The organism is Pseudomonas putida (assembly GCF_005080685.1).
Taxonomy (GTDB): domain Bacteria; phylum Pseudomonadota; class Gammaproteobacteria; order Pseudomonadales; family Pseudomonadaceae; genus Aquipseudomonas; species Aquipseudomonas putida_V.
Map to the genome: position 1 here is coordinate 6,004,566 of NZ_CP039371.1, position 21,343 is coordinate 6,025,908.

The 21,343-nt window shown below is 63.7% G+C and carries 18 protein-coding genes and 1 riboswitch; of the genes, 10 read left to right on the forward strand and 8 right to left on the reverse strand.

Going from position 1 to position 21,343, the window contains the following annotated elements:
- Window positions 1–165: 165 nt before the first annotated feature.
- Window positions 166–2,163, reverse strand: a complete 1,998-nt coding sequence (gene tkt / locus E6B08_RS27840; protein WP_136916907.1) for a transketolase — start codon at window positions 2,161–2,163, stop codon at window positions 166–168.
- 259 nt (window positions 2,164–2,422) lie between these two features.
- Here tkt and E6B08_RS27845 point away from each other — a divergent pair, with 259 nt between their 5' ends.
- The 4 genes from E6B08_RS27845 to E6B08_RS27860 all read left to right on the forward strand — a co-directional run bounded on the left by E6B08_RS27845 (window position 2,423) and on the right by E6B08_RS27860 (window position 6,994).
- Entirely contained in the window at window positions 2,423–3,415 is a 993-nt protein-coding gene (locus E6B08_RS27845; protein ID WP_136916908.1) for an ArsR/SmtB family transcription factor, read from the forward strand.
- A gap of 19 nt (window positions 3,416–3,434) precedes the next feature.
- Window positions 3,435–4,625 carry a methionine adenosyltransferase gene (metK, locus tag E6B08_RS27850; protein ID WP_136916909.1) on the forward strand — a complete coding sequence of 397 codons (1,191 nt, stop codon included), beginning with the start codon at window positions 3,435–3,437 and terminating at the stop codon, window positions 4,623–4,625.
- 144 nt (window positions 4,626–4,769) lie between these two features.
- Entirely contained in the window at window positions 4,770–6,470 is a 1,701-nt protein-coding gene (gene ligB, locus E6B08_RS27855; RefSeq protein WP_136916910.1) for an NAD-dependent DNA ligase LigB, read from the forward strand.
- Window positions 6,471–6,601: 131 nt separating this feature from the next.
- Entirely contained in the window at window positions 6,602–6,994 is a 393-nt protein-coding gene (locus E6B08_RS27860; protein WP_136916911.1) for a DUF1090 domain-containing protein, read from the forward strand.
- Between the two features lie 78 nt (window positions 6,995–7,072).
- Here E6B08_RS27860 and E6B08_RS27865 read toward each other — a convergent pair whose 3' ends face one another.
- Window positions 7,073–7,528 (reverse strand): c-type cytochrome, encoded by a 456-nt coding sequence (locus tag E6B08_RS27865; RefSeq protein ID WP_136916912.1) that lies wholly within the window; start codon window positions 7,526–7,528, stop codon window positions 7,073–7,075.
- A 110-nt stretch (window positions 7,529–7,638) separates the two neighbouring features.
- On the opposite strand from E6B08_RS27865, the gene E6B08_RS27870 reads away from it, so the two are divergent.
- The gene (locus E6B08_RS27870) at window positions 7,639–8,790 is read left to right on the forward strand and encodes a murein transglycosylase A (RefSeq protein ID WP_136916913.1); all 1,152 of its coding nucleotides are present in this window, start codon (window positions 7,639–7,641) and stop codon (window positions 8,788–8,790) included.
- A 48-nt stretch (window positions 8,791–8,838) separates the two neighbouring features.
- On the opposite strand, the gene E6B08_RS27875 is transcribed toward E6B08_RS27870, so the two are convergent.
- Window positions 8,839–9,225: an MAPEG family protein gene (locus tag E6B08_RS27875; RefSeq protein WP_136916914.1), complete on the reverse strand. Its 387-nt coding sequence runs from the start codon at window positions 9,223–9,225 to the stop codon at window positions 8,839–8,841.
- Window positions 9,226–9,252: 27 nt separating this feature from the next.
- Window positions 9,253–10,086 (reverse strand): EamA family transporter, encoded by an 834-nt coding sequence (locus E6B08_RS27880; protein ID WP_136916915.1) that lies wholly within the window; start codon window positions 10,084–10,086, stop codon window positions 9,253–9,255.
- A gap of 335 nt (window positions 10,087–10,421) precedes the next feature.
- Here E6B08_RS27880 and E6B08_RS27885 point away from each other — a divergent pair, with 335 nt between their 5' ends.
- On the forward strand, window positions 10,422–11,237 hold the full coding sequence (locus E6B08_RS27885; RefSeq protein WP_136916916.1) for a DUF3800 domain-containing protein: 816 nt from the start codon (window positions 10,422–10,424) through the stop codon (window positions 11,235–11,237).
- 141 nt (window positions 11,238–11,378) lie between these two features.
- Window positions 11,379–12,614 carry a cation:proton antiporter gene (locus E6B08_RS27890; protein WP_136916917.1) on the forward strand — a complete coding sequence of 412 codons (1,236 nt, stop codon included), beginning with the start codon at window positions 11,379–11,381 and terminating at the stop codon, window positions 12,612–12,614.
- Window positions 12,615–12,710: 96 nt separating this feature from the next.
- Here E6B08_RS27890 and E6B08_RS27895 read toward each other — a convergent pair whose 3' ends face one another.
- Window positions 12,711–13,112 (reverse strand): acyl-CoA thioesterase, encoded by a 402-nt coding sequence (locus E6B08_RS27895; RefSeq protein ID WP_136916918.1) that lies wholly within the window; start codon window positions 13,110–13,112, stop codon window positions 12,711–12,713.
- 186 nt (window positions 13,113–13,298) lie between these two features.
- A riboswitch (S-adenosyl-L-homocysteine riboswitch) is annotated at window positions 13,299–13,395 on the forward strand.
- A gap of 20 nt (window positions 13,396–13,415) precedes the next feature.
- On the opposite strand from E6B08_RS27895, the gene ahcY reads away from it, so the two are divergent.
- The 3 genes from ahcY (at window position 13,416) to E6B08_RS27910 (ending at window position 18,047) form a co-directional block, all read left to right on the forward strand.
- Entirely contained in the window at window positions 13,416–14,825 is a 1,410-nt protein-coding gene (gene ahcY, locus E6B08_RS27900; protein ID WP_054900304.1) for an adenosylhomocysteinase, read from the forward strand.
- A 135-nt stretch (window positions 14,826–14,960) separates the two neighbouring features.
- Entirely contained in the window at window positions 14,961–15,806 is an 846-nt protein-coding gene (metF, locus tag E6B08_RS27905) for a methylenetetrahydrofolate reductase [NAD(P)H] (RefSeq protein WP_136916919.1), read from the forward strand.
- 330 nt (window positions 15,807–16,136) lie between these two features.
- Entirely contained in the window at window positions 16,137–18,047 is a 1,911-nt protein-coding gene (locus E6B08_RS27910) for a DEAD/DEAH box helicase (protein WP_136916920.1), read from the forward strand.
- Between the two features lie 156 nt (window positions 18,048–18,203).
- Here the strand turns inward: E6B08_RS27910 and E6B08_RS27915 are convergent, their stop codons facing one another.
- From E6B08_RS27915 to E6B08_RS27925, 3 genes are all read right to left on the reverse strand, one after another.
- Entirely contained in the window at window positions 18,204–18,782 is a 579-nt protein-coding gene (locus tag E6B08_RS27915) for a YceI family protein (RefSeq protein ID WP_136916921.1), read from the reverse strand.
- A gap of 33 nt (window positions 18,783–18,815) precedes the next feature.
- Window positions 18,816–19,367, reverse strand: a complete 552-nt coding sequence (locus tag E6B08_RS27920) for a cytochrome b (protein ID WP_136916922.1) — start codon at window positions 19,365–19,367, stop codon at window positions 18,816–18,818.
- Between the two features lie 223 nt (window positions 19,368–19,590).
- Window positions 19,591–21,252, reverse strand: coding sequence for a flavin monoamine oxidase family protein (locus tag E6B08_RS27925; RefSeq protein ID WP_238349269.1), 1,662 nt, complete (start codon window positions 21,250–21,252; stop codon window positions 19,591–19,593).
- Window positions 21,253–21,343 lie beyond the last annotated feature (91 nt).

Genomic DNA, 21,343 nt, shown 5'->3' on the forward strand with positions numbered 1-21,343 from the left:
CTTTGGGGGCCGCTTTGCGGCCCATCGCGACGCAAGGCCGCTCCCACAAGGACCGCGCCATCACCTGAATAGCGCAGTACCTGTGGGAGCGGCCTTGCGTCGCGATGGAGGGCGAAGCCCTCCCCTTGCGCGACATAGAGGGCGTCACCGCCCTCCATTGTTACATCAGTCTTCCAGCAGCTCTTCGGCAGTACTCAGGATGTTGTCCAGGGTGAAGCCGAACTCTTCGAACAGTGCGCTGGCCGGGGCCGACTCGCCGTAGGTGGTCATGCCGATGATACGACCTTCGAGGCCGACGTACTTGTACCAGAAGTCGGCATGGGCAGCTTCGATGGCGATGCGCGCACCGACTTCCACCGGCAGCACGGACTGCTTGTAGCCTGCGTCCTGGGCATCGAACACGCTGGTGCACGGCATCGACACCACACGCACCTTGCGGCCCTGCTCGGTCAGCTTGGCTTGTGCCTGAACGGCCAGGCCCACTTCCGAACCGGTAGCGATCAGGATCAGTTCCGGCTCGCCGGCGCAGTCCTTGAGCACGTAGCCGCCGCGGTCGATGTCGGCGATCTGCTGGGCATCGCGTGGCTGGTGCTGCAGGTTCTGGCGCGAGAAGATCAGCGCCGATGGGCCGTCCTTGCGCTCCAGGGCGTGCTTCCAGGACACGGCCGATTCGACCGCGTCGGCTGGGCGCCAGGTGTCCAGGTTCGGGGTGCTGCGCAGGCTGGTCAGTTGCTCGATCGGCTGGTGGGTCGGGCCATCTTCGCCCAGGCCGATGGAGTCGTGGGTGTAGACGTGGATCACACGCTGTTTCATCAGCGCCGACATGCGCACGGCATTGCGGGCGTATTCCATGAACATCAGGAAGGTCGCGCCGTAAGGCACCAGGCCGCCGTGCAGGGCAACGCCGTTCATGATCGCGGTCATGCCGAATTCACGAACACCGTAGAACACGTAGTTGCCGCTGGCGTCATTGGCTTCGACGCCCTTGCAGCCTTTCCACAGGGTCAGGTTGGAACCGGCCAGGTCCGCCGAGCCGCCGAGGAACTCGGGCAGCATCGGGCCGAAGGCGTTCAGGGTGTTCTGGCTGGCCTTGCGGCTGGCGATGGTCTCGCCCTTGGCAGCGACTTCATTGATGTAGGCCTGGGCCTTTTCGCTGAAATCGGCCGGCAGCTCACCGCTGTCACGGCGCTTGAACTCGGCAGCCAGCTCCGGATAGGCCTGGGCGTAGGCTTCGAAACGCTGGTTCCAGTCGGCCTCGGCCTTGGCACCGGCGGCCTTGGCGTCCCACTCGGCGTAGATTTCGGCAGGGACTTCGAACGGGCCGTAGTGCCAGTTCAGTTCCTTGCGGGCCAGGGCGATTTCGTCGTTGCCCAGTGGCGCGCCATGGCAGTCTTCCTTGCCTTGCTTGTTCGGCGAGCCGAAGCCGATGATGGTCTTGCAGCAGATCAGGGTCGGACGGTCGCTCTTGCGTGCCGTCTCGATGGCCATCTTGATCTCGTCGGCATCGTGGCCGTTGACGTTGCGGATCACCTGCCAGTTGTACGCCTCGAAACGCGCCGGGGTGTTGTCGGTGAACCAGCCGTGCACCTCGCCATCGATGGAGATGCCGTTGTCGTCATAGAAGGCGATCAGTTTGTTCAGGCCCAGGGTGCCGGCCAGCGAGGCGACCTCGTGGGAGATGCCTTCCATCATGCAGCCGTCGCCGAGGAACACGTAGGTGTTGTGGTCGACGATGTTGTGGCCGTCACGGTTGAACTGGGCCGCCAGGACCTTCTCGGCCAGGGCGAAGCCCACGGCGTTGGCGATACCCTGGCCGAGTGGGCCGGTGGTGGTCTCGACACCTGGGGTATAGCCGTATTCCGGGTGGCCCGGGGTGCGGCTGTGCAGCTGGCGGAAGGACTTGAGGTCGTTGATCGACAGGTCGTAGCCGGTCAGGTGCAGCAGCGAGTAGATCAGCATCGAGCCGTGGCCGTTGGACAGCACGAAGCGGTCGCGGTCGGCGAAATCCGGGTTGCTCGGGTTGTGCTTCAGATAATCGCGCCAAAGCACTTCGGCGATATCCGCCATGCCCATGGGGGCACCTGGATGGCCGCTGTTGGCCTTTTGCACGGCATCCATGCTGAGGGCACGAATGGCGTTGGCACGCTCACGACGGCTGGGCATCGCTAATCTCCTGGGGCTTGAATGAGGTAGTGAAACGAAAAAAGGTCGCCATTTTCGCCCACAGCAGGCCCCGGGGGCAATGACGGATGGTCGCGGTTGGACGATTTTCCTGTGATTTCAGCGGAATCTGTAAGAAAAGTCTGTCATTGCAGGGATTGACAGTCGATGAAGCCCTTCTTGATGCCACCTATCGATCAATATCAAAACTTTTTGATATTGATCTTGCGGGGGACACCTTGCCTGTCTAGACTGCCGCGTCATGAACCTGCGTGCGCATCCCATCCCCCAGCAAAGCGACGCCCTGGCCGCCCTGTGCAAAGCCAGTGGCGATGAGTTGCGCCTGAACGTCCTGCGGGCCTTGGCCAGCGACTCGTTCGGCGTGCTGGAGCTGGCGCAGATCTTCGGCGTCGGCCAGTCGGGCATGAGCCATCACCTGAAGGTGCTGGCCCAGGCCGAACTGGTGGCTACCCGCCGCGAGGGCAACGCCATCTTCTACCGCCGTGCGCTGCCCGACAGCCTGCGTCTGGGGGGCCGCCTGCATGCTGCGCTGCTCGAGGAGGTCGACGAACTGGCCTTGCCGGAAGACGTCCAGGCGCGCATCGCCCAGGTGCAGCAACGCCGCGCGGCCACCAGCCAGGACTTCTTCCTGCGCGTCGAAGAGAAGTTCCGCGCCCAGCAGGACCTGATCGCCGGGCTGCCGCAGTATCGCGAGAGCCTACTGGCGCTGCTCGACAACCTGAGTTTCGCGCCGACCGCCAGCGCGCTGGAGGTCGGCCCGGGTGATGGCGGTTTCCTGCCGGACCTGGCCCGCCGCTTCGCCCGGGTGACCGCGCTGGACAACAGCCCGACCATGCTCGAACTGGCTCGCCAGGTGTGCGAGCGCGAGCAACTGGCAAACGTAAACCTGCAGTTGGCCGATGCACTGGGTGCAACGGATGTGCAAGCCGACTGCGTTGTGCTGAACATGGTGCTGCACCATTTCAGCGACCCGGCCCTGGCCCTGCGCCTGCTGGCCAAACGGGTGGCGGCGGGCGGCAGCCTGCTGATCACCGAGCTGTGCAGCCATGACCAGAGCTGGGCGCGGGATGCCTGCGGCGATCTCTGGCTGGGCTTCGAGCAGGACGAACTGGCCCGCTGGGCCAACGCAGCGGGGCTCGCCCCCGGGGACAGCCTCTATGTGGGCTTGCGTAACGGTTTCCAGATCCAGGTCCGCCATTTTCAGCGGACGGCTGGCGACACTCACCACCGGTAAATTTTAGGAACCCGTCGAGATGAGCGAATACTCCCTTTTCACCTCCGAGTCCGTGTCCGAAGGGCATCCGGACAAGATCGCCGACCAGATTTCCGACGCGGTTCTGGACGCCATCATCACCCAGGACAAGTACGCCCGCGTAGCCTGTGAAACCCTGGTCAAGACCGGCGTCGCGATCATCGCCGGCGAAGTCACCACCTCGGCCTGGGTCGACCTGGAAGAGCTGGTGCGCAAGGTGATCATCGACATCGGCTACAACAGCTCCGAGGTCGGCTTCGACGGCGCCACCTGCGCCGTGATGAACATCATCGGCAAGCAGTCGGTGGACATCGCCCAGGGCGTCGACCGCTCCAAGCCGGAAGACCAGGGCGCGGGCGACCAGGGCCTGATGTTCGGCTACGCCAGCAACGAAACCGACGTGCTGATGCCCGCGCCGATCTGCTTCTCGCACCGCCTGGTCGAGCGTCAGGCCGAGGCGCGCAAGTCCAAGCTGCTGCCTTGGCTGCGCCCGGATGCCAAGTCGCAGGTCACCTGCCGCTATGAGAACGGCAAGGTGGTCGGTATCGACGCGGTGGTGCTGTCGACCCAGCACAACCCCGAGGTCTCGCAAAAAGACCTGCAGGAAGCGGTCATGGAGCTGATCGTCAAGCACACCCTGCCGGCCGAGCTGCTGCACAAGGGCACCCAGTACCACATCAACCCGACCGGCAACTTCATCATCGGTGGCCCAGTGGGCGACTGCGGCCTTACCGGTCGCAAGATCATCGTCGACTCCTACGGCGGCATGGCCCGCCACGGTGGTGGCGCGTTCTCCGGCAAGGACCCGTCCAAGGTCGACCGTTCCGCAGCCTACGCCGGCCGCTACGTGGCCAAGAACATCGTCGCCGCCGGCCTGGCCGAGCGCTGCGAGATCCAGGTCTCCTACGCCATCGGCGTGGCCCAGCCGACCTCCATCTCGATCAACACCTTCGGCACCGGCAAGGTGTCCGACGACAAGATCGTGCAACTGGTCCGCGAGTGCTTCGACCTGCGTCCATACGCCATCACCAACATGCTCGACCTGCTGCACCCGATGTACCAGGAAACCGCTGCCTACGGTCACTTCGGCCGTACCCCGCAACAGAAGACCGTCGGCGACGACACCTTCACCACCTTCACCTGGGAACGCACCGACCGCGCCCAGTCGCTGCGTGACGCTGCCGGCCTGTAAGTTTCCTACAGCCGCCTGAGAAAGCCCCTGTCAAGCGATTGGCAGGGGCTTTTTTCATGAAATATCGGCTGACAAACCCGTCGCCCCAGGCTGCGAGCAACCGCCTAGGCTGACGGTTCCACTCGCCATGCAAGGACGCAGGCAATGCCGTTGCTTCTGCTACTGAGCCTGTTCCTGGCGCTGCCGCTCGTCAGCGCCCAGGCCGCCCAATGCCCAGACCGCACACCCGAGAACGCCGAGACCGAGGCCGCGCATCTGCGCGACACCCTGGCCTACTGGGACGACCAGTATCACCGCCTGGGCGTGTCCCAGGTGGCCGACGAAATCTACGACCAGAGCCAGCAACGCCTGCGCGAACTGCAACGCTGCTTCAACCTCGCAGGTCCGTTGCCGCCCCTGGCCAGCGCCCGCGGCCCAATCAGCCACCCGGTCGTGCACACCGGGGTCGACAAGCTGCCCGACACCCAGGCAGTGGAACGCTGGATGACCGGCAAGACAGGCGTCTGGATCCAGCCCAAGGTCGATGGTGTCGCCACCACCCTGGTCTACCGCCAGGGCCGATTGGTGAGCGTGCTCAGCCGCGGAGATGGCGTTCACGGCCATGACTGGAGCCGCCATATCACCGCCCTCGGCAACCTGCCCCGGCAACTGCCGCAACCACTGGACCTCGTGCTGCAAGGCGAGCTGTACCTGCGCCTGCAGGCGCATGTGCAGGCCCAGGCGGGCAGTGCCAACGCCCGTGCTGACGTCGCCGGCTTGCTCGCGCGCAAGCGATTGGGAGCAGAACAAGGCCTTCGCATCGGCCTGTTCGTCTGGGACTGGCCACATGGGCCGGACAACCAGGCCGAACGACTGGCGCAACTTGCAGCACTGGGGTTTGCCGACAGCCTGCGCTACAGCGCGGCCATCGCCACCTCGGAACAGGCCGCTCACTGGCGCCAGCACTGGTATCGGTCGCCACTGCCCTTCGCCACCGACGGCGTGATCCTGCGCCAGGACAGGCGGCCACCGGCCGGGCGCTGGCAAGCCCGCGCCCCTTACTGGATCGCGGCGTGGAAGTACCCTTTCTCACAAGCACTGGCCGAAGTGCGCGACGTGGAATTTCGCATCGGCCGCACCGGGCAGGTCACCCCAGTATTGAAGCTCGCGCCAGTGCAGCTGGATGATCGCCGCATCGGCCAGGTCAGCCTCGGCTCCCTGGCACGCTGGCAGGCACTCGACATCCGGCCGGGCGACCAGGTCGCGATCAGCCTGGCCGGCCTGACCATCCCGCGCTTCGAGCAAGTCGTGCACCGTGCCGGCGAACGTCAGCCGCTGGCTGCGCCAGATCCCGCGCGCTACCACGCCCATAGCTGCTGGCAGGCCGGCGAAGGCTGCGAGGAGCAGTTCGTGGCCCGGCTTGTCTGGCTCAGCGGCAAGCAGGGCCTGGCACTGAACGGTCTTGGCTCCGGCACATGGCGCAGCCTGGTCCGCGCCGGCGAGGTGACCTCCCTGGCAGACTGGCTGAGCCTCGACGCCGCGCGCCTGGCATCGCTACCAGGCATCAGCGACAGCAAGGCTGCCCGCTTGCTCGCGCAGTTCGACAGCGCGCGCTCGCGCCCGTTTACGCAGTGGATGAGAGGGCTGGGCATACCGGCGCCGCAAGGCGCGGTGCTGGAGGGAGACTGGCAACGCCTGGCTCGACGCACCGCACCTGATTGGCAAGCCTTGCCGGGCATTGGCCAAATGCGAGCCAACCAGTTGACTGCCTTTTTCGCCTCGCCATACGTGCAAGAGCTCGCCTGGGAGCTGGGCAACAGCGGCATTGACGGGTTTCCGCGTGCCACGACGCTTGCCAAGCAATAAGACCTAACAAAAAACTCATAGGAAAATTCTGAGTTTGCTAAGGAAGTGACCAGAAAGGGTTTCTAAATCGGCAAAACCAAGGCAGGATTTCCCCCAACTTTTTTGCTGCCCCGCCCCGTCAAGGAGGCCCTATGAAACGTATTTCCACCCTCGCGCTGCTGGCAACACTCGGACTGGCCGCCGCTTCCGCCCAGGCCGCCCAGCCAGACGAGGGCCTGACCGGTTGCGCCGCCAAGCGCAGTGCGATCGAGAACCAGCTGAAGATTGCCCGCGATAAAGGCAATAGCGGCCAGGTCGCCGGCCTTGAAGAGGCCCTGCGTGGAGTCGGTAACTGCACCGACGCCAGCCTGCGCAAAGAGCGCGAACAGAAGGTCCTGGACGCCCGCCACGAAGTTGCCCAGCGCGAAAAAGATCTGAAGAAGGCGGAAAAGAAAGGCGACGCAGAAAAGATCAACAAGCGTAAGGACAAACTCGCCGAGTCCCGCAAAGAGCTGCAGGAAGCCGTGGACGAACTGGACCGCTGAATGCCCCGGCCTGCTCCTACAAAAGTGGTCGCTTCACAGTAGGAGCCGGCTTGCCGGCGATGAGCCCGCCACACGCACTCAATGGTTACGAAACTCGCTATGACAGGCCTTGCAGGCAGCCTCGACCTTGTCCATCGGCGCCTTCAACTGCGCAGGTTGCAGTGGCTGCGTGCGGGTCGCATCGACCAGCTCCGCGGTGACGCCCTCCAACTGCCGGGCAAGGTCGTGGAAGCGTGCCTGCTTTTCCCAGACCTCCGGTCGGGCGCTGCTGTCGCCCGCATCCTTGGCCTGCGGAAAATGCTGCCACGGCTCATGCGCCAGCCCATCGAGCTTCACTGCGCCCTCGGCGAACTTCGCCCCATCGAACGGGACACGACCGCGCAGCATGCCGCCCAGATCCTCGCTGGTGTGCAGCATGTGCTTGAAGATGGCCTTGCGCATGCCCAATGGAGAGTTCGGGTCGACACCCCCGCAGGCGGCCAGGCTCAACGCGGCGAGCAGTATCACGGTCAATCGCTTGTACGTCATGGTCATCCAGGCCTTGCCAGAGGGCCGGCCAGTATCGCTGCCACGTGCACAAAGGCCAATAGCCACATAAATAACAGGGGCGATTCTTCATGTTCGCCGCACACAGGAACACACTCATGAGATCAGCCCTGCGTCATCTGACCTGGACGCTCCCAGCCCTTGCCCTGCTGGCAGGCTGCAACGGAGGCGAAAGCGCCAAGCCCGAGCCACACGCCATCGCCACCTACGCCACCGCCACCTGGCAGGACCTGCCCAGCGTCAGCGACAGCGATCTGCTGGCCGGCTTCCAGGCATGGCGCAACGGCTGTGAAAAGCTCAAGCGCGATGCAGTGTGGGCCGAGACCTGTGAGGCCGCTGCCAAGGTAACCGACGACGCCCTTCAGGTGCGTGATTTCCTCCAGCAGAACCTCGCGGTCTACGGCCTGCGCTCGGCGCAGAACGATGCCAACGGCCTGATCACCGGCTACTACGAGCCGGTCTACCCAGGCAGCCTGACCCGCAGTGAAACTGCGCATGTGGCGGTCTACGGGGTGCCAGAGGACATGATCGTGGTCGACCTGGCCAGCGTGTACCCCGAGCTCAAGGGCAAGCGCCTGCGTGGCCGCCTGGACGGACGCGTGCTCAAGCCCTACGACACCGCCGAAGTGATCAACCGCGATGGCGCCAAGGCCCCGGTCCTGGCGTGGCTGACCGACCCGATGGACTTGCAGTTCCTGCAGATTCAGGGCTCCGGAAGGGTTCAGCTCGAAGATGGTCGCCAATTGCGCCTGGGCTACGCCGACCAGAATGGCCACCCCTATCGGCCAATCGGCCGGTGGCTGGTGGAGCAAGGCCAACTGAAGAAAGAAGAAGTGAGCATGGGCAGCATCCATGCCTGGGCCGAGGCCAATCCTCAGCGCGTGCCGGAACTGCTGGCCAGCAACCCCAGCTACGTATTCTTCAGCACCCGCCCGGACAGCAACGAGGGCCCACGTGGCTCGCTCAACGTACCGCTCACCGCCGGCTACAGCGTGGCCATCGACCGCAAGGTAATCCCCCTGGGCAGCCTGCTGTGGCTATCGACGACGCGCCCCGATGGGTCGCCGGTGGTGCGCCCTGTAGGCGCCCAGGACACCGGCGGAGCGATCAGCGGCGAGGTGCGTGCGGACCTGTTCTGGGGAACCGGGCCACAGGCCGGCGAACTGGCTGGAAACATGAAGCAGCAAGGCCAGATCTGGATGCTGTGGCCAAAGGGCAAGCCGCTGCCGGAAGTACCGAAAGTGCTTTGATCCGGGGTGCGCCGTTCGCGGGCAGGCCCGCGAACGGCGCACTGCGATTCAGATGGAAACCACGAAGAACGATACGATCAACGCCAACCCGGCAAACCAGGTCAGCGAGCGCAACGCCGCCCAGTCCGCCAGGTAACAGATGATGTACAGCAAGCGGCTGGTGATGTACAGCACCCCCAGCACATCCTGGGTCACCTGCTCGGCATTGCCGACGATATCCGCTACCAGCACTGCGGCAGCAAATGCCGGAAACGCCTCGTAGCCGTTCTGCTGGGCAGCATGGGCACGCCGCGGCAAACCCGACAGGGTATCGAGGAAGGCACGCGGGTCGTGATTGTCCTTGAGGCCGAAGCGGCCGCTGCTCACCTTGGCGACCAGGGCACACAGCGGGTTCAACAGCAGCGCGATCAGGATGCACCACAGGGCAACGGTCATGCTCGAGACTCCTTGTTCGAAAAAGGTTTAGAGCTTCATCACCAGCATGCCTGCCAGGACCAGCCCGCAAGCTAGGAGTCTGGGGCCGCCAAAAGGTTCTTTGAGATAGCGCATGCCCAGCAGCACCACCAGGATCACACTCAACTCGCGTAGCGCTGCGGCCTCCGCCACCGAGCCAAGGTGCATGGCCCAGAGCACCAGGGCGTAGCTGAACAACACGCACACACCCACCGCCAGCCCTAGGCGCCACTGGGTGCGCCAGAACAACACGAACGGCGCGCGCCGCGCCACGCTTGCCATCACGGGAAACGGCCAGGCGCTGAGCAATGTCAGCCACACCAGGTAATCCCAGGGCTTGCCCCACAAGCGCACGGCCTGGCCGTCGAACCAGGTATAGCAGCCGATGCACAGGCCAATCAGTGCCACCACCGGCAGCATCGACCATGGCAACCGGTCCCCACCCCCGCCCTGCCAAAGTAGACAGGCCATGCCACAAGGGATGAGCAAGATGCCGATGATCTGCTGCCTACTCAGCGACTCGCCGGCAAACGCCAGGGTCAAGGCCAGCACCACCAACGGCGACAGCCCGCGCATCAGAGGATAGACCAGGCCCAGGTCACCGACCCGATAGGCCTGGATCAGCAGAAAGCGGTAAAGCTGCTCGGCAAACGCCGAGGCCAGCAGCCAGGGCCAGATCTCGGCGGGCGGCACCTCGACGAAGGCCACCGCGGCAACGGCGAACACCAACGCCACCGAGTCCATGCTGGCGATGACCAGCAAGCGCTCGCCGCTGAATTTGATCAAGGTATTCCAGGTCGCATGCAACAGGGCCGCGACCAAAACCAGGGAAGTTGCCAGCACGCGACACAGTCCTTGCGAAGAAGAAAAGTGGCTCGATAGGCCGAGCCGCAAGTAGGGCGAAATAGATTACAAAGCCAAGCGAGAAGCCAACGTCATCTAGAGGCAATTCTTCAAGCGCCTACCAATACACTGTCCTCCCATAAATTCCACGTTTTTTAAAACCAGTCCATGCGCACCTGCATGTAAACATAATCACTTACGAATCACGTTTGACGCCGTGGCGACAGCGGGAATAGGATAGCCGCAACGCATGGGGTTACCCGTGCCCACCTTCCGAAGCCCGCAATGCGCAAGCATGCGGGCTTTCGTGCTTCTGGGACCGGGACCCGGAAAACATGACTCACTATGTGGCCTACCTTGACGAATTCGGCCATGTCGGGCAATACGTTTCACGCAACCACCCTCAGTTCAGGACGAGCCCTGTATTCGGCCTGGGTGGCGTGCTGCTTCCGGCAGAAGAGGTCAGGGAATTCGCCATCTTTTTCTACCAATTGAAATGCCAGTTACTTGCTTGGGATATCGACAACGACAACCCACGAGATCTGCCCGCCTACCAATGGGAGAAGAAGGGGTCGAAACTGTTCACAACGAGGAACATCACGAAATACAGAGCGCTCAGGCAAGCGACGTTTCGAATGCTGAACCGCATCAACAAGGTCGGTGGTCACGTCATTTACGGTGGCGAACACAAAGCTTGCTTGCCCCCTCCCCACAATCCGACCGCCACGTTCAAGCGCCAATTGTTGCAAGCCGTTAGAACAATCGACCGCTTCTGCGCAAAGACCGACTCGACCTTCATGTTGCTGCTCGATGAGCAGCGTGCGGGCAATGAGTGGCGAGAACGAAATGTGGAGGCATGCACGTTGGCGATGTTTGAAGACTCTGCCGAAAAGTGCCGGAGCCTGATCGAGCCGCCTCTGCAAGGCGAAAGTCACTTGTTTCAGACGCTGCAATGCGCGGATTGGCTGTGCGGCCTCATCGGCCGGTTGATGGCGCTGGCTGTATCGCCCGAGGAATACCCTGACTGGGAACCCTTCGATAGATATTTTTCAACGCGCATTGCGCACGTTGCCTTACCAGGTTCAGGCCTGCAGGGGCAACCTGTGGTGCCGCCCCTCGTTGAAGCGGCCACAGCAGAACTGCAAGCCTGAAGCACAGCCGGGAACCCTTGCCAATGGGACGCTGTCCCTCAAAACAGTCAAAAAGTGTGTCCCGAGCCCCTCGCCAGATCATCAAAGAACTGCCCGAGCCATTCGGGTTACGACTTGGAAGCCACTGTTACAGGACTCGGGATGCTCGAACTCGTTGCTGCGTTTATCTGCCTCACCACCCTTCTCACCTACGTCAACTACCGCTTCATCGGCCTGCCGCCCGCCATCGGCGTGATGGTCACGGCGCTGCTGTTCTCTCTGATTCTCCAGGGCCTGAGCTTGATCGGCTTTCCCGGCCTGGAGGAGCGTGTCGAAGGGTTGATGAACCAGATCGACTTCAACGACCTGCTGATGCACTGGATGCTGGCCTTCCTGCTGTTTGCCGGCGCCCTGCACGTCAACCTTTCCGACCTGCGCAGCTATCGCTGGCCGATTGGCCTGCTGGCCACCCTTGGGGTACTGATTGCCACCGTGGTGATCGGCTTCCTCGCGCACTGGGTGTTCGCCCTGTTCGGCTGGCAGGTGCCGCTGATCTACTGCCTGTTGTTCGGTGCACTGATTTCACCGACCGACCCGATCGCCGTGCTCGGCGCGCTGCGTACCGCGAACGCGCCAAAACCGCTGAAGACCACCATCGTCGGTGAGTCGCTGTTCAACGACGGCACCGCGGTCGTGGTGTTCACCGTGCTGCTGGGCATCGTCCAGCTGGGCGAAACGCCCAGCGTCAGCGAAACCGCGTTGCTGTTCGCCCGCGAGGCCATCGGCGGCGTGGTGTTCGGCGGCCTGATCGGCTATGCCACCTACCGCATGATCAAGAGCGTCGAGCAGTATCAGGTAGAGGTCATGCTGACCCTGGCCCTGGTCATCGGTGGCTCGGCGATGTGCTACGAGCTGCATGTCTCGGCACCGATCGCCATGGTCGTGGCCGGCCTGATCATCGGCAACATGGGACGCAACCTGGCGATGAACGACATGACCCGTCGCTACATGGACGGTTTCTGGGAGCTGATCGACGACATGCTCAACGCCCTGCTGTTCGCGCTGATCGGCCTGGAGCTGTTGCTGCTGCCGTTCAACTGGCTGCACCTGGCGGCGGGCAGCGTCCTGGCACTGGCGGTACTGTTGTCGCGGCTGCTGACCGTGGCACCGGCGATCCTGTTGCTGCGCCGCTGGCGCACGGTGCCCAAGGGCACGGTCCGGGTACTGACCTGGGGTGGCCTGCGTGGCGGGGTGTCGGTTGCCCTGGCGCTGTCGTTGCCGCTGGGCGAGGAGCGTGACCTGCTGCTGTCGATCACCTACATCGTGGTGCTGTCGTCGATCCTGGTGCAGGGCCTGAGCATCGGCCGCGTGGTACGCAAGGTCAGCGCCCAGCCTTGAAACGGGTCCTGGCCTTTTCGCGGGCAAGCCCGCTCCCACAGGTTCAGCTCAGCACCTGTAGGAGCGGGCTTGCCCGCCAAGCGCCATGCGCGAATTTCATTCCACCGCGGAATCCGGGAACTGGTCCTGGATGTACTTGATCTCGGTCCGCCCGTGCGGCGCCGGCAGGCCGTCCTCACCGAGGTTGACGAAGACCATCTTGTCGACCGTGAGGATCGGTTTGCGGGTGATCTTGTTGCGCACTTCGCACTTGAGACTGATCGAGGTGCGGCCAAACTCGGTGGCGGTGATACCCAGTTCGATGATGTCGCCCTGGCGCGAAGCGCTGACGAAGTTGATCTCCGACATGTACTTGGTCACCACGCGCTGGTTGCCCAGCTGGACGATGGCATAGATCGCCGCTTCCTCGTCGATCCAGCGCAGCAAACTGCCGCCGAACAAGGTGCCGTTGGGATTGAGGTCTTCGGGTTTAACCCATTTGCGGGTATGAAAGTTCATCTGTACTCCTGACCTGCTTGCCTGACATGCGGCAATGATGGCAGAGCCGCCGCCAGCACTCCATTGAACATCGACTATCGTCTCGATTAATCGACGGAAAACCTTGGGCTTGGCAAGCGGCGCGGCTATAATCCCTGCCGTTTCACATGGCGACGCCCCTCGGCTGGGCGCGGCCATGCCCGCCACCCATCCGAGGGGCGCTGCAGCAGGCTCGGCCTGTCAGGCTCGGATGGGGCGTTGTTCGCTCCCGCGGACGCTTAACGCACAACGGCGCCCATTCGCACACTACGAATGGAGGCTCTCATGAGCGCTGTAAACACGCCTGCAGGTTTTTCCGACTTCAAGGTCGCCGACATCTCCCTGGCCGACTGGGGCCGCAAGGAAGTCATCATCGCCGAATCGGAAATGCCCGCGCTGATGGGCCTGCGCCGCAAGTACCAAGCCGAGCAACCGCTCAAGGGCGCGAAGATCATCGGCTGCATCCACATGACCATCCAGACCGCCGTGCTGATCGAGACCCTGGTCGCCCTGGGCGCCGAAGTCCGCTGGTCGTCCTGCAACATCTTCTCGACCCAGGACCAGGCCGCTGCCGCCATCGCCGCCGCAGGCATCCCGGTATTCGCCTGGAAAGGTGAAACCGAGCAGGAGTACGAGTGGTGCATCGAGCAGACCATCCTCAAGGATGGCCAGCCATGGGATGCCAACATGGTGCTGGACGACGGCGGCGACCTGACCGAGATCCTGCACAAGAAATACCCGGCCATGCTGGACAAGATCCACGGCGTGACCGAAGAAACCACCACCGGCGTGCACCGCCTGCTGGACATGCTGGCCAAGGGCGAGCTGAAAGTCCCGGCGATCAACGTCAACGACTCGGTCACCAAGAGCAAGAACGACAACAAGTACGGTTGCCGTCACAGCCTCAACGACGCCATCAAGCGCGGCACCGACCACCTGCTGTCGGGCAAGCAAGCGCTGGTGATCGGCTACGGCGACGTGGGCAAGGGCTCGGCCCAGTCCCTGCGCCAGGAAGGCATGATCGTCAAGGTCACCGAAGTCGACCCGATCTGCGCCATGCAAGCCTGCATGGACGGCTTCGAAGTCGTCTCGCCGTTCAAGGATGGCATCAACACCGGTACCGAAGCCGGCATCAACGCCGACCTGCTGGGCCGCATCGACCTGATCGTCACCACCACCGGTAACGTCAACGTCTGCGACGCCAACATGCTCAAGGCCCTGAAGAAGCGTGCCGTGGTCTGCAACATCGGCCACTTCGACAACGAGATCGACACCGCCTTCATGCGCAAGAACTGGGCATGGGAAGAGGTCAAGCCACAGGTGCACAAGATCCACCGCACCGGCGCCGGTACCTTCGACCCGCAGAACGACGACTACCTGATCCTGCTGGCCGAAGGCCGCCTGGTGAACCTGGGCAACGCCACCGGTCACCCAAGCCGCATCATGGACGGTTCGTTCGCCAACCAGGTCCTGGCCCAGATCTTCCTGTTCGAGCAGAAGTTCGCCGAACTGCCAGCCGCCAAGAAGGCCGAGCGCCTGACCGTGGAAGTGCTGCCGAAGAAACTCGACGAGGAAGTGGCCCTGGAAATGGTTCGCGGCTTCGGCGGCGTGGTCACCCAGCTGACCCCGCAGCAGGCCGAGTACATCGGTGTCACCGTCGAAGGCCCGTTCAAGCCGGACGCCTACCGCTACTAAGCGGACATGCAAGCGCCGGGCAGCCGCCCAGCGCTTGCGGGTAACGCCTTGCCACGATGCCCGAGCCAGGCCGGCCCACACCGCCCTGGCTTTTATTTGCGGCTGCCCTCATGCGCGCAGCTGAAGGAACGAGAGATGTCACAAGAACGCCGCTACAGTTTCGAGTTCTTCCCGACCAAGACCGATGCCGGTCACGAAAAACTGATGGGTGTCGCCCGCCAGTTGGCCACCTACAACCCCGACTTCTTCTCCTGCACCTACGGTGCCGGGGGCTCCACCCGTGACCGCACGCTCAACACCGTGCTGCAGCTGGAAAACGAAGTGAAAGTCCCTGCCGCCCCGCACCTGTCGTGCGTCGGTGACAGCAAGGACGACCTGCGCGCCCTGCTGGCCGAGTACAAGGCCGCCGGCATCAAGCGTATCGTCGCCCTGCGTGGCGACCTGCCTTCGGGCATGGGCATGGCCAGCGGCGAACTGCGCTACGCCAGCGACCTGGTCGAGTTCATCCGCCAGGAAACCGCCGATCACTTCCATCTGGAAGTCGCCGCTTACCCAGAGATGCATCCACAGGCCCGCAACTTCGAAAGCGACCTTGCGAACTTCGCGCTCAAGGTCAAGGCCGGTGCCGACAGCGCCATCACCCAGTACTTCTTCAACGCCGACAGCTACTTCTACTTCGTCGAGCGGGCACAGAAGCTGGGCGTGGACATCCCGGTGGTGCCCGGCATCATGCCGATCACCAACTACAGCAAGCTGGCGCGTTTCTCCGACGCCTGCGGCGCCGAGATCCCACGCTGGATCCGCAAGCAACTGGAAGCCTACGGCGATGACACCGCCAGCATCCAGGCTTTCGGCGAAGAAGTGATCACCCGCATGTGCGAACAGCTGCTGCAAGGCGGCGCGCCAGGGCTGCACTTCTATACCCTGAACCAGGCCGAACCGAGCCTGGCGATCTGGAACAACCTGAAGCTGCCGCGCTGACAGCACCCGATGCAGGCTTCGGTCGCCGGCCGGAGCCTGTATCACCTGCCTTTGGCCGCTTGCAGCAAACTTCCTGTCGCCGTTGAGCAGCAGGAAAGCAGCACAGCCCGATAGCTCTGTTATACTCGGGCCTTCCCGCCCGGCTCACGCCCGGACGCTCGGCCTCGCAACAGGCATCCCGATCAGCAGCGACGCAGCCTGCGCCGCCCTCCGCTTCCCGGATGCGCAGTGAAAGCCCAGCTGGACCGGACGCGATCGCATCCCACCGATGCCCGTCGCGCCAGGCAGAACATCCCTACGGGCCCAGCCCACACGAGAACAGGATTGCCCATGTCCTTTGCTTCCCTCGGTCTCTCCGAGGCTCTTGTCCGCGCTATCGAGGCTGCGGGCTATACCCAGCCGACTCCGGTGCAACAGCGGGCCATTCCCGCCGTGTTGCAAGGCCGCGACCTGATGGTCGCCGCACAGACGGGTACAGGTAAGACCGGCGGCTTCGCCCTGCCGATCCTCGAGCGCCTGTTCCCCGACGGCCACCCCGACAAGTCCCAGCGTCACGGCCCGCGCCAGCCGCGCGTACTGGTTCTGACCCCGACTCGCGAACTGGCCGCCCAGGTCCACGACAGCTTCAAGGTGTATGCCCGTGACCTGCCGCTGGTCAGCGCCTGCATCTTCGGCGGCGTCGGCATGAACCCGCAGATCCAGGCCATCGCCAAGGGCGTCGACGTCCTGGTCGCCTGCCCCGGCCGCCTGCTCGACCTGGCCGGCCAAGGCAAGGTCGACCTGGCCCACGTGGAAATCCTGGTACTCGACGAAGCCGACCGCATGCTCGACATGGGCTTCATCCACGACGTCAAGAAGGTCCTTGCCCGGCTGCCGGCCAAGCGCCAGAACCTGTTGTTCTCGGCGACCTTCTCCAAGGACATCACCGACCTGGCCGACAAGCTCCTGCACAATCCGGAGCGCATCGAGGTCACGCCGCCGAACACCACCGTCGAGCGTATCGAGCAGCGTGTCTACCGCCTGCCGGCGAGCCACAAGCGCGCCCTGCTGGCGCACCTGATCACCCTGGGTGCCTGGGAACAGGTACTGGTGTTCACCCGTACCAAACACGGCGCCAACCGCCTGGCCGAGTACCTGGAAAAGCACGGCCTGACCGCCGCCGCGATCCACGGTAACAAGAGCCAGAACGCCCGCACCAAGGCGCTGGCCGACTTCAAGGCCAACAGCGTTCGCGTCCTGGTGGCCACCGATATCGCCGCCCGCGGCCTGGACATCGACCAGTTGCCCCACGTGGTCAACTTCGAGCTGCCCAACGTCGAGGAAGACTACGTCCACCGCATCGGCCGTACCGGCCGCGCCGGTCGCTCGGGCGAAGCCATCTCGCTGGTGGCCCCGGATGAAGAGAAGCTGCTCAAGAGCATCGAGCGCGTCACCAAGCAGAAGATCGCCGATGGCGACCTGATGGGCTTCGATGCGAGCCAGGTCGAGGTCGAGAAACCCGAGGTTCGTGAACGCCCGCAGAACAACGGCCGCGGCGGACGCAACCAGGCCCGTGGCGATGGCGCCAAAGACGGCAGCGGTGGCCGCAAGGACAAGGGCAAGGACAAAGGCAAGGCCAAGCAACAGGCCGCCGACAAGCCTGCCGAGAAGGAAAAGTCCGGCGACAAGCAGCCACAGCAGCGCAAGCCGCGCGACAAGAAACCCCGCCAGCAGCCATCTGCGCAATCAGCGGTACCCAAGCTGCCAGCCGACCGTGATCCGGAAGAGTTCCTGGATGACGATGTCGACAATTTCGGTAACCGCGCCGATTACGTCAGCCCCTACCAGAATGCCAAGAACCAAGGCCGTAACCGCCGTCCGGGCGGTCAGGGCCAAGGCCAGGGTCAATCGCAGGGCAGTGGCCAACGCGCCAACAACGGTGGCGGCCAAGGCCGCAGCGGCGGGGGCCAGCCCCGTAGCAGTGGCGGTGGTGACAAGCCACGTGGCGGCGGCGACAAGCGCCCACGCAACAATGCTGGCGGCGCCCGTCGCGATGGCGGTGGCGGCGCTCGCAACCGCTCGGCCGGCCGGGACGATGCCCCACGCCAGGAACCGGCGGTACGCAACAGCCGCGAGCAGAACCAGCCAGTGATCATCCGCAAGGAATCCAAGCTCGATCGTTACCCGACACCTGAGCAACTGGACGACCTGCCGAGCCGCCCACGCGGCGAGCGCCCTGCGCTGCTGACTCGCAAGGGCTGACGGGTAGACCGCCGGGGCCGCTTTGCGGCCCTTTCGCGACACAAGGCCGCTCCCACACGTAGACCACCAACCTAGAGATCAATGGTGTACGTGTGGGAGCGGCCTTGCGTCGCGAAAGGGCTGCGCAGCAGCCCCTGGTTGTTTAGCCCAATCGAATTACTTCTGCTTCACGCCTTCGACACTGATGTCCAGGTCGAGGGTCTGCGAAGCCGGGCCTGGGCCCTTGATGCCGAAGTCGTTGAGGTTCAGGGTGGTGGTGGCGTTGAAGCCGGCGCGCTCGCCGCCCCATGGGTCCTTGCCCTCACCGTTGAAGGTGGCCTTGAAGGTGACCGGCTTGGTCACGCCGTGCAGGGTCAGGTCGCCCGTCACGTCAGCGGTCTTGTCACCGGTGGATTTGACCGCGGTCGAGACGAACTTGGCTTCAGGGTACTTCTTCACGTCGAGGAAGTCGGCGCTGGCGATGTGCTTGTCACGCTCGGCGTGGTTCGACCACAGGCTGGCGGTTTTCAGGTCGACGCTGATCTTGCTGGCCTCTGGCTTGGCACTGTCCCAGCTGAAATTGCCGTCGAAGTCCTTGAACGTGCCGTGGATGAAGCTGTAGCCCAGGTGGCTGATCTTCCAGTCGACGAACGCGTGCTGGCCTTCCTTGTCGATCTTGTACTCGGCGGCCATGGCCTGGCCGGCAGAGAACAGTGCGGTACCGAGCGCCAGAGCGGCAAAAGTCTTTTTCAACATCCTTACTTCCTTCCTATGCAATTGAGTTGAGAATCAAGCTTTGCGGCCCAACATGCGGGTCAGGGTCGCGTCACGGTCGATGAAATGGTGCTTGAGGGCGGCCAGGGCGTGGAGCACGGCGAAGATCACCAGGCCCCAGGCCAGATACAGGTGGATCTCACCCGCCAGGTCAGCCTGGTCGGGTAGGTCGCTGACCAGCGCCGGGACCTCGAACAGCCCGAACACCGGGATGCCGACGCCATCGGCGGTGGAGATCAGGTAACCGGCGATCATCACCGCGAACAGCCCCAGGTACAGCGCCAGATGCCCCAGCTTGGCCGCCACGCGGGTGAATGCCCCGTGGTTGGCCGGTGCCGGTGGCGGCGGGCTGATGAAACGCCAGACAACACGCAGCAGCATCACTGCCAACAGCACCAGGCCGATGCTCTTGTGCAGGTCCGGGCCGGACTTGCGCCAGGGGCTGTAGTAGTCGAGCCCGACCATCCACAGACCCAGGCCGAACAGACCGAAGACCGCCAGTGCCACGCCCCAGTGCAGGACGATACTGACCACGCCGTAGCGAGAAGGTGAATTGCGCAGTTGCATGTTGACGTGCTTCCCCGTGAAAGCTGTGCACAGACTAACGCGAAACGTATCGAATAAAAGCAGAAAAAATTGCTTCGGATTATCAAGAAATCCGATAGTTAGTGTGCAAGTCTCCTATTAAGAAAACATTAACGATAGCGCTCGGAATAGATGTTGCCAGTGGCGCCTTCATCGCCGGCAAGCCGGCTCCTGCAAGGGTTGCAGGAGCCGGGCCTGGAGGCGATCAGCTGGCTTTGGCGCCAGCGACTGGCTCGGGCTTGGCCTCAGCCTTGTCGGCCTTGCCGAACAGGCGCGAGAAGAAGCCCGGCTGGTCCTGCTTGGGCTCGTCGCGCTTGGCCTCTTCACGCGTGCCAGACTCGGCCTTGGCCGGGGCCTTTTCGGCCTTGCCAGCCTTGTCGTCCTGCTCCGAATCACCCCCGAACAGGTTGGAGAAGAAACCACCCTTGCCCTTGGCTGTGTTGCCAGCGGGCGCGGCGGCCACCGGTGCGGCTTTCTCCGGCTCGAACGACTTGCCGGCCAGCAGGTCCTGGACCTGGCCGGCGGCGCGCTGGCCACTGCGCAGGGCACCTTCCAGGGTGCCTGGGTACATGGCGTCGGTGTGCTCGCCGGCAAAGGCCACGCGCTGCACCGGGCGCTCCCACAGGCGCCAGTACTTGCTGATCTGCCCCGGCCCGTAGGCCAGGTAGGCTCCGCCGGTACCGGCGTCGGTGCTGTAGCGCTTGACCTCGTAGCCGGTGAACGAGCCGCGGGCCTGTGGATAGAATGCATGCAGGCGGATCAGCACCTGGTCGACCATCTGCTTGTCACCAAATGCCTGCAACAGACGGGCGTTGTCGCCGGACAGGTTGATCACCACATTGGCGCCGCCTTTGAGCGCCGGCTCGATCCACAACATGCCAAGGCCTGTGTTGCTGAAGATCTCGCCAGACATACGCGCACGGCTTTCCCACACCGGCTTCTTGAACTTGAGCATCAGCTGGTCGCGCCAGCCGTAGTTGGTACCCTTGAGTGCCGCCAGGTGCTGGCCGTCCAGCCCTGGGGTCATCTGAATCTTGGCCAGGGCCCGCAGGGGCACGGCCATGACCACGTAATCAGCCTGATAGCCGACACTGCCGGCCTTGACCGTAACGCCGTCTTTATCCTGCACGATGGCAGTGACCGGCGAACTGGTCTTGATGGTCTTGAGCTGCTTGACGAATGCCTGGGCCAGCACCGGGCTGCCACCCGGCAGGCGGGCGGCGCGCAAATCACGGTCGCTGACACCGCGATAGACCCGGTTCTGCTGGGCGAAGTACAGCAGCGACAGGCGCGACGGCTCGTCGTAGCGGGTACGGATCTGCTGATTGACCAACTGGCGGGCGGTTGCCGGCAGTTGCAGTTTGTCGAGCCAGGTGGAGACGTTGATCTGGTCGAGGGCGAACAGCGTGCTGTTGGCCTGGGGCTTGAGCGGGTCGTCGATGGAGCGGGCAAGGTCGTCGAGGGTCTTCTCGTAACGCTTGAGGGCCTCGGCGGTGGCCGGTTGCTTGGTGGCAAGGTCGGTGGCGCTGAAATACTCGCCATCGATCAGGTAGCCCGGCGTGCGCACGAACTCGGGCGCCGGCAGTGTTTCAAGCTTGAAACGATCCAGGTACTGGTTGAGCACCGGCTGCGCCTTGCTGTTGCCGATCCACTCGCTGGTGGCCAGGCCCGAGCGCCCGCCCATGCCCGACTTGGCTTCCAGCAGGGTGACCTGCCAGCCCTTGTTCTGCAGCTCATAGGCAGCCGTCAGGCCCGCCAGGCCGCCGCCGACGACGATCGCCGAGGGTGTCTTGTCCTTGGCCAGCGCGGCGCCGCTGGACACACCGATCAATACCAACGCGCACAGGCGCACCCAAGCAGCAGCCATGTTGGCGAACTCCGAGTTGAAGTAGCGAAAAAAGGGGGTTTGGGGTCTCGAAAGACGATGCGTTAAGAATACGTCAGGTACTTGCACCTCG